General features: G+C 54.6%; 11 protein-coding genes. 8 read left to right on the forward strand and 3 right to left on the reverse strand.

All coding sequences use genetic code 11. The annotated features are described in order from the left end of the window. Positions 1-151 precede the first annotated feature (151 nt). Positions 152-1180 (reverse strand): LacI family DNA-binding transcriptional regulator, encoded by a 1029-nt coding sequence (locus ACXKZG_RS11175; RefSeq protein ID WP_488876197.1) that lies wholly within the window; start codon positions 1178-1180, stop codon positions 152-154. Positions 1181-1445: 265 nt separating this feature from the next. Between ACXKZG_RS11175 and ACXKZG_RS11180 the strand changes: the two genes are divergently transcribed. Continuing rightward, the gene (locus ACXKZG_RS11180; RefSeq protein WP_488876198.1) at positions 1446-2624 is read left to right on the forward strand and encodes a Gfo/Idh/MocA family protein; all 1179 of its coding nucleotides are present in this window, start codon (positions 1446-1448) and stop codon (positions 2622-2624) included. A 34-nt stretch (positions 2625-2658) separates the two neighbouring features. Here the strand turns inward: ACXKZG_RS11180 and ACXKZG_RS11185 are convergent, their stop codons facing one another. After that, complete coding sequence (locus tag ACXKZG_RS11185) at positions 2659-3933, reverse strand: Glu/Leu/Phe/Val family dehydrogenase (RefSeq protein ID WP_013202278.1); 1275 nt, start codon at positions 3931-3933, stop codon at positions 2659-2661. A gap of 519 nt (positions 3934-4452) precedes the next feature. Between ACXKZG_RS11185 and eptB the strand changes: the two genes are divergently transcribed. Further along, positions 4453-6111 (forward strand): kdo(2)-lipid A phosphoethanolamine 7''-transferase, encoded by a 1659-nt coding sequence (eptB, locus tag ACXKZG_RS11190; RefSeq protein WP_013202277.1) that lies wholly within the window; start codon positions 4453-4455, stop codon positions 6109-6111. Between the two features lie 252 nt (positions 6112-6363). Next, on the forward strand, positions 6364-7560 hold the full coding sequence (gene fabV / locus ACXKZG_RS11195) for an enoyl-ACP reductase FabV (protein ID WP_013202276.1): 1197 nt from the start codon (positions 6364-6366) through the stop codon (positions 7558-7560). 124 nt (positions 7561-7684) lie between these two features. Here the strand turns inward: fabV and ptrR are convergent, their stop codons facing one another. Continuing rightward, a complete protein-coding gene (gene ptrR, locus ACXKZG_RS11200; protein ID WP_488876199.1) occupies positions 7685-8554 on the reverse strand; it encodes a putrescine utilization regulator PtrR in 870 nt (289 codons plus the stop codon). Between the two features lie 131 nt (positions 8555-8685). On the opposite strand from ptrR, the gene ACXKZG_RS11205 reads away from it, so the two are divergent. From ACXKZG_RS11205 to ACXKZG_RS11225, 5 genes are all read left to right on the forward strand, one after another. Next, entirely contained in the window at positions 8686-10065 is a 1380-nt protein-coding gene (locus ACXKZG_RS11205; protein WP_488876200.1) for an NAD-dependent succinate-semialdehyde dehydrogenase, read from the forward strand. A gap of 177 nt (positions 10066-10242) precedes the next feature. Next, complete coding sequence (locus ACXKZG_RS11210; RefSeq protein WP_013202273.1) at positions 10243-10677, forward strand: DUF2231 domain-containing protein; 435 nt, start codon at positions 10243-10245, stop codon at positions 10675-10677. Then, positions 10674-11996 carry a PQQ-dependent sugar dehydrogenase gene (locus ACXKZG_RS11215; protein WP_488876201.1) on the forward strand — a complete coding sequence of 441 codons (1323 nt, stop codon included), beginning with the start codon at positions 10674-10676 and terminating at the stop codon, positions 11994-11996. The genes ACXKZG_RS11210 and ACXKZG_RS11215 overlap by 4 nt, the downstream gene beginning before the upstream one ends. Before the next feature lie 119 nt (positions 11997-12115). Then, positions 12116-12910: a siderophore-interacting protein gene (locus tag ACXKZG_RS11220; RefSeq protein ID WP_488876256.1), complete on the forward strand. Its 795-nt coding sequence runs from the start codon at positions 12116-12118 to the stop codon at positions 12908-12910. Between the two features lie 4 nt (positions 12911-12914). After that, positions 12915-13448, forward strand: a complete 534-nt coding sequence (locus tag ACXKZG_RS11225) for a PadR family transcriptional regulator (protein WP_488876202.1) — start codon at positions 12915-12917, stop codon at positions 13446-13448. The last annotated feature ends 45 nt before the right edge of the window (positions 13449-13493 follow it).

Here is a 13493-nt window from a genome sequence, read left to right on the forward strand (position 1 = left end):
CATAATGAAACGAGCCTATTTTATAAGGAATCAATATTCCATTTAAAGAATAAATGAAATATTGATTCTTTGAAGTGCGTCATAAAATGATAGTTTATGATGTCTATTTGATAGTAAATGATAGATTGATTGGGTGGCCAGTGCCTCTCGCCTAGCGCAGATGTGAACGCCTGAGCTGAAGCTGGTCGTGATGCTGGTATTGCCGTGGCTCGCTTTCCGGCGCGGTCAGACGAAAAACCGCCTCCTGCAACATATCGCTCAACGGCTGAGCGAAGGTCGTGAGCTGATAACGGCTGGAGCCTGCCAGCTCGATATTGTCATAACCGACGATGCCTAAGTGACGATCAGGCGCGGTGCTGGCCAACGCATCCAGCACGCCAATGGCAAGGATATCGTTCTCGCAGAACATCGCCTCAGCCAGGGCCTCTGGCGGGGTTGATGTCAGGTATTGATGATAAGCGTTATAGCCGCTGGCCCGGTTGTAATGGTTGGCCTTCAGCAGCGTAATCCCGGCTTCAGCCACGCCAAGTTCCACCAGCCGATCGCGATAGCCTTCGAACCTTAACAGCTGGGTGGATTCGGTATCCGGGCCTTTCATATAACTGAAACGCCGGTAGCCCTGCTGATGGAGGAGGTCGGCGGTGTGATAGCCGGCCTGATAGCCATCGGTATTAATAATCTGGATGTAGGGATTGTCATCGTTGCGGCAAAGTTGAACCAACGGAATGCGGTGAATATCGCGGGCGAGGGCGATCAGCTCATCGCTCAACAGCGTGCCGAGAAACAGTAAGCCATCAACCTGCAGCTGATCGGCCAGCGTCAGCACCGCTTCTTCGCTCTTTTGCGCGCTGATATTGATCAACAGCGCCATATACCCCCGCAGTTGCAGCTGCTGAGTCACCTGATCCAGCAAGGTCAGCAGGTTGGGATTGAGCATTTCATCGACCACCACGCCAATCAGATGCGAGCTGCGCTTCGACAAACTGCGCGCCAGCAGGTTAGGGCGGTAACCCAAATCTTTCGCCGCCTGCTGCACGCGCTCCATGGCGGTTTCAGAGATCGACGCGCCATCGGTGAATGCCCGTGATACGGTCCATTTCGACACGCCAGCGCGTTTCGCCACATCGCTGGCGGTGACCTTACGTGCAGGAGGCTGGTGGGGCATTTTTTCGCTCATCATGTCCGCTCTTTTTCATTCAGACCCCCAGTGTAATGCACAATGCGATCCGCTTTATGCAACCGGGTGCAAAAAAGTTGATTACTGTGATCGGGTCGCTGAATTCATCATGCTGCCGTTTACTTCTATCCCATCCTCCCGGAAAGTTAGGCCGTTATCTCCGCTGTTGACTCACATTTGCACCCGGTTGCATTACACGTTTTGCACCCGGTTGCAAAAAACAGCGGAGAGCCCCTTACCCTGTATAAACCCGATAAAAGAGGTCGTTATGTTGAATGGAGAGAAGAAAATCGCCCGTCCGCTGCGCTGGGCAATGGTTGGCGGTGGCAGATTAAGCCAGGTCGGGTATAAACACCGCTGCGGTGCGCTGCGTGATAACACTGCGTATCAGTTGGTCGCTGGCGCTTTTGATATTGATGCGCAGCGCGGACGTGATTTCGGCGTGAACATTGGCGTGGACGCCAGCCGTTGCTATGACAGCTACCCGGCAATGTTTGCCGAAGAGGCGAAGCGCGCCGATGGCATTGAAGTGGTAACCATCGCCACGCCAAACGGCACGCATTACGAGATCACCAAAGCCGCGCTGAATGCCGGGCTGCATGTGATTTGCGAAAAGCCGCTGTTCTTTACCAGTGCCGAAGTAAAAGAGGTGAAGCAGCTGGCAGAAGAGAAAGGGCTGATCGTTGGCGTCACCTACGGCTATTCCGGCCATCAGATGCTGCTGCAAATGCGCAAGATGATCGCTCAGGGTGATATTGGCGACGTGCGCATGGTGGAATTGCAATATACCCACGGTTTCAGCGCCAATGACAGCGCCGACAAATTCTCTGATGCGCAGAAATGGCGGGTCGATCCAACGATTGCCGGGCCAAGTTTTGTGTTGGGCGATCTCTCCACCCATACCTTCTATATCTCCCAGCTGGTGCTGCCGGAGCTAAAGCTGCAATCGTTGCTGTGCGACCGCCAGAGCTTTATCCCATCCCGCGCGCCGCTGGAGGATAACGCTATGGTGCTGATGCATTATCACGGTGGTGCGGTCGGCCGCTTGTGGACCTCGGCGATTAACGCCGGTTCGATGAACAGCCAGTTTATTCGCGTGGTGGGATCGAAGGCCAGCCTGCAATGGGGCGATTACCAGCCAAACGAACTGGTGTATGAAGTTCAGGGTCAGCCAAACCAGGTGATGCATCACGGGATGCCGTATCTGGATGAATCGGCCTTAGCCGACGATCGTCTGGGCGCGTTGCACACCGAAGGGCTGATTGAGTCCTGGTCGAATATCTATCTGAAGTTTGCCGTCGCCATTGATGCGAAACAGCGTGGCGATGAGGCTGCGCTGGCTGAAATGGTCTATCCGGGTATTGATGCGGGGCTGGACGGCGTGCGTTGGGTGGAGAACTGCGTGCGCTCGGCGGACAGCGGCGCGGTGTGGGTGAACTTCGAGTAAGGTAAACAGGGCGGATTGCTCCGCCCTTAACAGCTTAACCTGGGTAGATTCCCCGGTCTTTACGGGCCATCAGAATGCGTTCGCAGGCCACGATATAGGCAGCGGTACGCAGGCTGCACGATTTCTCGCTGGCTTTATCCCAGACGTGGATCATCGCTTCGGTCATGATTTTATCCATGCGATCGTTGATCTCACTTTCGCTCCAGAAGAAGCTGGCCATATCCTGCACCCATTCGAAGTAACTGACCGTTACGCCGCCGGCATTACAGATGACATCCGGCACCACGGTGACGCCGCGTGAGGTCAGCATATCGTCCGCATCCGGATAGGTCGGGCCGTTAGCGCCTTCCAGCACCAGCTTACAGCTGAGGATCTCAGCGCGCTCACGGGTGATCTGTCCTTCCAGCGCGGCAGGGATCAGAATATCCATTTGCGTGGACCAGAACGCTTCGCTGGCAATTTCTTCCGCGCCAGGGAAGCCCGCAATATTTTTGTTGCTGGCCTGCCACTCGCTGAGTGCGGTTAAATCGATGCCATTGGCGTTGAATAAGGTCGCGGAGTGATCCTGAATGACCACCACCCGCGCACCCGCCGCCACGAACAGACGCGCGGCTTCACTGCCAACGTTACCAAAACCCTGGACGGCGATTTTCGCCCCTTCAATTTCAATGCCGGAACGGCGGGCAACTTCACGGCCGGTAATATACACGCCACGGCCGGTGGCCTTTTCACGGCCTAACGAACCGCCGAGGTGGATAGGTTTGCCGGTGACAACCCCGGTAATGGTGGTGCCGTGATTCATGGAATAGGTATCCATCATCCACGCCATCACTTTTGCATTGGTGCCGACATCCGGCGCAGGAATGTCTTTCTGCGGTCCAATAATCAGCCCGATTTCGCTGGTATAGCGACGGGTCAGACGTTCCAGTTCACCTTCGGACAGTTTAAAAGGATCGACACGAATGCCGCCTTTGGCACCGCCATAAGGCAGGTTTACCGCAGCACACTTAATGGTCATCCAGGCTGACAGCGCCATCACTTCATTCAAATCGACGTTAGGGTGATAACGCACGCCGCCTTTACCCGGTCCGCGGGAAAGGTTGTGCTGCACGCGGAAACCTTCGAAGTGGCGGATGCTGCCATCGTCCATCTGCAGCGGGATATCAACGATCAGCGCGCGTTTAGGATGGCGGAGGGTATCAATCCAGCGGGTAAGGTCGCCGAGGTAAGGGGCGACGCGGTCGATTTGCTGCAGGTAGGTAGACCAGGCCGTTGTGCTGCCTTCTGAAACGTAAGATAGCTTATCCATAACAAACCTTTCATTAATTAGTTATATGTACTGCGAAACCAGCGAGTGGTTAGTTGATACGACTTCTTCGCGACAGAATCTACCACTAAAACGACGTTTCCAAATCGTTAATTTAGTGTGAAATTTGTGGTTGGGGCCGGGTTTGGCAGGGCAGAAGCGAATAAATACTTACCCGCGAGGGCAGTTAAACAGAGAAGGTGAGAATTATTCTCATAGTTATGCAGTAAAAGTGCATAGTCGCCGCTTTGGCTTTATTTATCAGAACTTTGAATGCGATCAAATTATGCAATTTGAGGAAAGGGCTCGGACAACAATTTGTCGGAGAAGGGTCAGGACCGCAAATGACTGAAGTGATGGACACATTTCTTGTTACATTATAACAGCCATTTTTTTGCCGCTGCGTTAAACTCCGCCTTCTTTACTTTGTCTGACATTCTGCTAACGCATTTCTGTGGCAGTTTTCAGAACACTTACGCTCTGTTCCTGGCATGACATTCACCGGCATTAATGAAGAACCAGATGAAAAAACTGCATTTTCTGACCCAACACCGGGTCTGTTGTTTTATTGCTTTATACATTGGGATCCTGCTTAACCTACCGATCTTTTTCCGCCGTTTCCACCAGTTGCAGCATGACGCGATCCTGTCGACAGGCATCGAGCTGGTGGCCGCGTTTATGCTGGTCCTGTTTACCACCTTGCTGTTATCAATGACCGGGCGCTGGCTGTTCAGAATACTGACCACGCTGCTGGTGGTGTTCTCGGTTGCTGCCAGCTATTACATGATCTTCTTCAATGTTGATATCGGCTACGGCATTATCGCCTCGGTGATGGCTACCGACAGCCTGGACCTTTCGAAAGAGTCCGTTGGCTGGCACTTTATGGTGTGGGTGGTACTGGTGAGCGTCCTGCCGGTATTGATGTTATGGCTGACGCCGATGCCGGAAGCCTCGTTGCGCATAAAAAACGGCAAGGCGTTTCTGCGTCGTGCTGGGGTGATGCTGGCTGCGGCTGCCTGTTGCTGGGTGCCGCTGAAAGTGATGGGTGACCACCAGGATCAGCAGGATAAACAAAACAACCGCATGATGGCCAGCTATGGCGGCGTGGTTGCCGGAACCTACTCCCCGTCCAACTGGCTTTCGGGTATGGGGCTGCTGGCCTACAGCAGCTGGAGCCAGGCCGAGGACAGCCGCAATCTGTTCGACCCTGCGGCCCACTTCACCTATACGCCACCGAAGGACGTGAAGGATCTGTACGTGGTGTTTGTGATTGGTGAAAGTGCCCGTCGCGATCATATGGGTCTTTACGGTTACGACCGGGATAACACGCCGAATCTGGATAAAGAGCCGAACCTGGCGGCATTGCAGGGCTATTCCTGCGACACCTCAACCAAGCTTTCGCTGCGCTGTATGTTTGTCAGGGAAGGCGGCGCGTCTGAGGCACCTCAGCGTACGCTGAAAGAGATGAACGTGTTCTCGGTATTGAAAAAGCAGGGCTTCTCGTCAGAACTGTTCTCAATGCAGAGCGAGGCATGGTTCTACAACAAAGTGATGGCGGATGATTATGCGCTGCGCGAAACCATCCAGTCTGAGAAGCGTAATGTCGGCAAGCCGATTGATGATATGGCGCTGGTTAACGAGCTTAAAGACTCTATCGATCGCCATCCGCAGGGCAAACATCTGGTGATCCTGCATACCAAAGGCTCGCACTATCTCTACACCGAACGCTATCCACGCTCATTCGCGCGCTACAAGCCAGAGTGCCAGGGCATTGATGACCAGTGTTCTACCGAAGAAATGGTCAATTCCTACGATAACAGCCTGCTTTACACCGACCACGTATTGGAACAGGTGTTCAACCAGCTGCGGGACAAAAACGCGATTGTGTTTTATGCCTCGGATCACGGCGAATCCATCTCGAAAAATATGCACTTCCACGGCACACCGCGTGATGTCGCGCCGATGGCACAGCGCAGCGTTCCGATTATGGTATGGGCCTCAGATAAGTTCCTGCAACAGCCTGACAACGCCACGGCCTTCCAGCAGTTGAAAAAGCTGGCGAAGGATAAAACCCCGGTGTTCCACGAGAAGCTGTTCGACAGCATCCTCGGGTGTATTGGCTATACCTCGCCAGACGGCGGCATCAACGAATTACGCAACTGGTGCCACGTTAACCCGTAAGCCACACGCGTCACGTTAATCCGTCATTTTAAGGGAGGCCTCCGGGCCTCCCTGACTTTTTCATCTTTTTTCATAATGTGTCTTTGTCCTTTGCTATACGCTTGTCGTCACCTGTCGTTGATTATTTGCTGCATGAAGAGTGAGCAAACGACGGGGCTAAACGCGATCCTTTCGCCGATAGCTTTGCCTGAACCGGCACAAGCGGGTATTCTACTGCCCATATTTACTGTGACAGTATCAATTGAGGTCGACATGATTATTAAACCACGCATCCGTGGCTTTATCTGTGTTACTGCCCATCCGGCGGGTTGCAAAGCTAACGTTGAAAAACAAATCGAGTACGTGACCAGCCACGGCAAAATTGCCAATGGTCCGAAAAAGGTACTGGTGATTGGTGCTTCAACCGGTTACGGCCTTGCTGCCCGTATCTCTGCGGCGTTCGGTTGCGAAGCCGATACGCTGGGCGTGTTCTTTGAACGTGCTGGCGAAGAAACCAAACCGGCTACCGCTGGCTGGTACAACTCTGCCGCCTTTGAAGAGCTGGCTGAAGCGAAAGGCCTGTATGCAAAAAGCATCAACGGCGACGCTTACTCTGATGCCGTGAAGCAGAAGACTATTGAGCTGATCAAACAGGACCTGGGTCAGGTTGACCTGGTGGTTTACAGCCTGGCGTCTCCCCGTCGTACTCACCCTAAAACCGGTGAAGTGTTCAACTCAACGCTGAAGCCAGTGGGCAAGACCCTGACCACGCGCGGCCTGAACACCGACAAAGAAACCATCTCCGACATCACGCTGGAACCGGCAACGCAGGAAGAGATCGACGGTACTGTTGCGGTTATGGGTGGTGAAGACTGGCAGATGTGGATTGACGATCTGAAAGCCGCAGGCGTTCTGGCTGACGGCGCGAAGACCACTGCCTTTACTTACCTGGGCGAGCAGATCACCCATGACATCTACTGGAACGGCTCCATAGGTGAAGCGAAGAAGGATCTGGACAAGCGCGTTCTGACCATTCGTGACACTCTGGCGGAAAAAGGCGGCGACGCGCGCGTTTCCGTACTGAAAGCGGTCGTGACTCAGGCGAGTTCTGCCATCCCCGTGATGCCGCTGTATCTGTCATTGCTGTTTAAAGTGATGAAAGAGAAGGGTACGCACGAAGGTTGCATCGAGCAGGTTTACGGCCTGTTCAAGGACAGCCTGTACGGCGCATCGCCAATTCTGGATGACGTCGGCCGTCTGCGCGCGGACTACAAAGAGCTGACCCCAGAAGTGCAGGATGAAGTGGTAAAACTGTGGCCAACGGTGACCAACGAAAACCTGAACGAAATCTCTGATTTCGTCGGCTACAAAACCGAATTTATGCACCTGTTCGGTTTCGGCCTGCCGGGCGTGGATTACGATGCTGACGTTAACCCAGACGTTAAGATCAAAAATCTGGTGCAGATGTAATTCCTGTTCTGCATGCATAAAAAAGCCTGTCTTCGGACAGGCTTTTTTTTGGGCTTAAACGTTTCCCTGGCAGGCGACAACAGGAAACTTCCGATGGTGTTGCCGCTGTATTTCGTCAGTCCGTTCAGCCCGCCACGGCAAGCGGTTCAAGCATGCTCGCCATCGCCTTGAGGTTTGCCGAACCATTGCCTTTTCGCCAGATCAGCCAGATATCCAGATGCCCGCGATTGTCGGCCACTGGCCAGGCCATCACGCTGTCTCTGCCTGGCATATTCTCCAGCATACTCTTCGGGATCATCGCCAGGCCGGCACCGGCACTGACGCACGCCACGATGCCATGATACGACTCCATCTCGAAAATTTTGCCTGGCGCGGCGTTATCCAGCGCAAACCAGTTTTCAAACAGCCGCCGGTAAGAGCAGTTGGCGCGAAAAGCATAGATCGTCGAGCCGTTGATATCGGCTGCGCGGCTCACCGGCGGATGATTAAGGGAGGAGATCAGCACCATCTCTTCAGCGAAGGCCGCCACGCCTTCCAGCTGTGGGTGCTTCGGCGGCCCATCAATAAACACCGCGCTGAATCGGCCAGACAGCAGGCCATCGGTCATATCGCCAGACGGACCGGTAGAGAGATCCAGTTCCACCCCTGGCCACGCCTGATGATAGCGGGCGATCAGCGGAGGAAGGCGAACGGCGGCGGTGCTTTCGATGGCGCCAAGGGTGAAAATCCCGGCGGGATGTTGACTGGAGACCCGCTCACGGGCTTCCTCAGTCAGGGCCAGAATGCGGATGGCGTAATCCAGCAAGGTTCGGCCCGCGTCAGTAATATGCAGGCGTAACTTCTCGCGGCTGAACAGCATCACCCCGAGTTCGTCCTCCAGCTGGCGTAAGCGGGTGGAGATATTCGACGGCACGCGATGCAGTCGCTCAGCGGCAGCGGTAACGCTCCCTTCCTCCGCGATGGCGCGGAACACTTCCAGCTGGGTCAGATCCATAACATTCTCAATATGAGTAAGATATTTTCATTATTATTCATTTTTAAAGAAAGCTCCGCAAGCCTATGATGATGACATCAACGTTAATCCCTTTGCTTCGGGCAATGATGCCCACGGATCAGGAGAATTTTATGAACGCAACTACAGGTGCAGTCTCACGCAATCCCTTTACTGGCGACGTGTCACGTAACACGCCTTTTGCCTCCGCAGCCGATGTCGATACGGCGCTGCAGCAGACCTGGTCCGCTTTCCAGGGCTGGCGGGTCACCGATATCTCCGCCCGCAGCGCGCTGTTGCGAAATATCGCTGGCGGCCTGCGTCAACATGCCCGCGAGCTGGCAGAGATGATGACCGATGAAATGGGTAAGCCGGTGACGCAAGGTCTGGCTGAAGTCGAAAAAAGCGCGCGTCTGTGCGAATGGTATGCCGAGCAGGGCCCGGAATTCCTCAAGCCTGAGCCGACGCTGGTTGAGAACAATAAAGCCTTTGTGCAGTATTTGCCGCTGGGCCCGATTCTGGCCGTAATGCCGTGGAACTTCCCGGTCTGGCAAGTGCTGCGTGGCGCGGTCCCTATCATGCTGGCAGGTAACAGCTACCTGTTGAAACCTGCGCCAAACGTGATGGGCTCAGCACTGCTGCTGCAATCGGTGCTGACTGCAGCCGGCGTGCCGGAAAGCTTGTTCAAAGTAGTGAATGCCGATAATGACGCGGTGGCTAAAATCATTAACGATCGCCGTATTGCTGCAGTGACCTTAACGGGCAGCGTGCGTGCGGGTGCGGCCATTGCCGGTCTGGCGGGTGCGGCAATCAAGAAAAGCGTGCTGGAGCTGGGCGGGGCTGATGCCTTTATCGTGCTGGCCGATGCCGACATTGATGCGGCCGTAAAAGGGGCAATTTCAGGCCGTTTTGCCAACAGCGGACAAATCTGTATTGCCGCGAAACGCATCATCGTTGAATCTGCGGTCTTCGACGAGTTCCGTGACAAGTTTGTCGCCGCGGTAAAAGCGATGAAAGTAGGCGATCCGCGCGAAGAAGACACTTATATCGGCCCAATGGCGCGCTTCGATCTGCGTGATGAGCTGGATTCTCAGGTGCAGGCAACGCTGAAAGAAGGGGCCGAGTGCCTGTTAGGCGGCCATGTGATCCCAGGCGAGGCCAACTTCTATGCGCCGACCGTGTTAAGCAACGTGAAGCCCGGCATGACCAGCTTTAAGCAGGAGCTGTTTGGCCCGGTCGCCTCGCTGATTGTGGCCAAAGACGCCGCTGATGCTATTGCGATGGCCAACGACTCTGAGTTCGGTCTGGGCGGCAGCCTGTGGAGCAAGGATCTGGAAAAAGCACGCGAACTGGCAGGTCAGATTGAAACCGGCGGCGTGTTTATCAACTCGCCAAGCTTCTCGGATCCCCGCGTGCCGATTGGTGGCGTAAAGCACAGCGGCTTTGGTCGTGAGCTGTCCCACTTCGGCATCCGCGAGTTCACCAATGCTCAGACGGTGTGGCAGGAAGCGTAACGCTATTTGTTAACGTGATGTAAGCCGGTGGATGCCCGTCCACCGGCTTTTTTTTCGGCGTTTGAATCACTTAATGTCACATTTACAAACACAAAGTCATTAAGTTAACTAACCTTTTACAGTCGGGCACGTCGGCTTTTCCCTTCGCCGTGCGCATTTTGTAAAAGGAGCCTGTGAATGTCATCTCATGCACCATCCCGTAATTCCGCCCTGGCTGTTGCCCTTTATTCGTTGTTAAATCCCGTGCCTCTTGGCTTTTTTGTTGCCGCCTGGATGTTCGATATTATCTATATCTACAGCACGGAGATCGTCTGGACCCGCGCCGCCAGCTGGCTGATTGCTTTTGGTCTGGTGATCGCCATTATCCCCCGTCTGATCAATCTGGTTCAGGTGTGGGTGGGGCATTCCTATCCGCAGGGATCGGCAATCAAAATTCATTTCTGGGCCTGGCTGCTGGCGATTGTGCTGGCGGTATTCAACGCCTTTGTTCACAGCCGTGATGCCTTTGCCGTCGTGCCGACTGGCGCAATCCTTTCCACGCTGGTGGTGCTACTGCTGCTGTTTGCGAATGTTCAGCTGGCTTTGCGTACCCGCACTCAGGAGGTTTTATGATCCCTAAATCACTGATCCTCTCGTTGCTGGCCGTCTCAATTACCCTGGTCATTTCAGGCTGTGATGATGGCGCGAAAATCGATCCATCCCGGCAGACCGGGGCAAATCCTGAACTTCCGGCAGCCCAAAATTTCCTGATCCCGCCGATGCAGGTGCCTGCGGGTGCCGCGTGGAAAGAGGGCGAAAAGCCGAAGGTGGCGGAAGGGCTGAACATCGAGAAAATTGCCGACGGCCTGCAACATCCACGGCAGCTTTATACGCTGCCGAACGGCGATATTCTGGTGGTTGAAGGCAGCGGGCCAAAAGCGCCGACCACCCAGCCAAAACAGCTGATCACCGGCCTCATTAAAAATGCGTCCGGCAAAGGCGGCGCGGGCGGCAACCGGATCACGCTGCTCAGAAACAGCAACGGCGATGGGAAAACCTGGGAAAAACACGTTTTCCTCGAAGGCCTCTATTCGCCGTTTGGTATCCAGCTGATTGGCGACAACCTGTATGTCGCCAACGCCGATGCGATTCGAAAATATCCGTATAAAAGCGGGGAAACGAAGATCGGTGAAGCCGGCACCGAGCTGACCGAACTGCCGGGCGGCCCTATCAATCACCACTGGACCAAGTCGCTGCTGGCCAGCCCGGACGGCAGTAAACTGTATGCGGGGATTGGATCCAACAGTAACATTACTGAGAACGGCATTGGCGCTGAATACCGCCGCGCGGACATTCTGGAAGTCGATGTTGCTTCAGGTGCCAGCCGTATTTACGCCAGCGGATTGCGCAATCCAACCGGTCTGCAATGGGAACCGCAAACCGGCAAGTTGTGGGCGATCGTCAACGAACGTGACGAGATCGGTGCCGATTTAGTGCCGGACTATATGACCTCAGTGCAGGAGGGCGGTTTCTACGGCTGGCCTTACAGTTACTACGGCCAGCATATCGACCAACGCGTCAGCCCGCAGCGTCCGGACCTGGTCGCCAAAGCGCTCAAGCCAGATTATGCCCTGAGTTCGCACGTAGCCCCGCTGGGATTGTGGTTCTACCAGGGCGATAACCTGGCAGACTATCGCGGTGGCGCCTTTATCAGTGAACACGGCAGCTGGAACCGTAAACCGTTGAATGGCTATCAGGTTGTCTGGGTTGCCTTTAAAGACGGCAAGCCGGTGGGCCAGCCTAAACCGGTGGTGACCGGATTCCTGACTGATGACCAGAAAGAGGTGCGCGGGTTGCCTGTCGGGCTAACCATGGATCGGCAGGGTGGATTACTGATTGCGGATGATGCCGGCAATGTGGTCTGGCGTGTAACCGCCGCAGCGAAACCCTGAGGATCCGGCGGCCCGTGCCAAGCGTTAACAAATAAGCTTGTGATCAAGATATATCATAGATATATTTTAGCCCAAGCCATTTGGCGCGTAATCACGGGTTCGCCACCCCATTTGGGAGAATAATTTTGTCTGAGTTCGCTGAAAAAAGTCGTCGCATCCCGCGCCGCGTAAGAAATGAACTGCGTTTTCGCCCGTTAGAAGTGGTCTCCAAGGAATTTATTGCCGGCAACTTCTACCGCATCGAATTTGGTGGCGAAGCCCTTGAAGGCTTCACCTCGCAAGGTTTTGATGATCATATCAAAGTCTTTTTCCCCGATCCTAAGACCGGTGAGTTTCACCTGCCGGAAATCACCGAAGATGGCGTGGTGTGGAAAGATGGCGTCCGGCCGGTCGCACGCGACTACACGCCGCTGTTCTTTGATGGCCAGTCAACACTGACGCTCGATTTCTATCTTCATCAGTCCGGCGTGGCCAGCGACTGGGCGGCGAAAGCGCAACCGGGTGACAAGCTGGCGGTCGGCGGTCCACGCGGTTCGCTGGTGGTGCCGGAGGATTATGATTTTCAGCTGTATGTCTGCGATGAAACCGGGCTTCCCGCCTTTAAGCGCCGTCTGGCAACAATGACGGCCAGCAAGATTACGCTTTTTGCCTGGGCTGATGAAGCCACCGGCAAAGCCTACCTGCCAGAGATGGACGGGGTTGACGTCTGCTGGTTAGGCAGCGGCAACATGAATACCGCAACCGCCGCGGATTTGATCGGCAAGCTGGATCAGATTGCCTTGCCAGATGAAGACTATTTTATCTGGCTGACCGGTGAGGGCGCAGCCGTCAAACTGCTGAGCGATTACTTTACCAGCCAACGGCAAAAAGAAGCCGACTTTGTGCGCGCGGTCGCTTACTGGCATCAGAAATAAGCGCATGAAACTCTCCCCGCAATCGCCTCAGGATTCGGCCCAGCAGGAAGCCTGTGCCAAAGTACGCAGAAAACGGCGCGAAAAAATGCTGGATGCCAGCGATATCCGGCTGCTGATCCTGCACTTTATCGCGCAGGGTGCGGCGCATGGCTACGAGCTGATAAAGTCGATTGAGGAGCTGTCGAAAGGCGAGTATTCGCCGAGCCCTGGCATCATCTATCCCAATCTGACGCTGCTGGAAGAGATGGACTGCATTCGGGTTAAGGATCCGCAGGCTGCGCGCAAGGCGTATGGTCTGGAGAAGGAAGGGGTGCGTCAGCTTGAGCAGGCTAAGGATAGCCTGCAAGCCATCATCGGCAGGCTGACCTCAATGGCGGTGCTGGTTAACAACCGCAGCATTCCGGAAATTGAGCGTGCTATTCACAATATGAAAATGGCCCTCAATACCCGCTTGTCCCATCCCGAGCTTTCCCAATCCACGCTGTATGACATTATCGATGCGCTGGATGAAGCGGCCAAAAAGATTGAACGCAGCTGATCCACGCATAACAATCATCAACGGTTAAGGGGTGAAATAAACCCT

Source organism: Erwinia sp. 2186, from assembly GCF_057812255.1.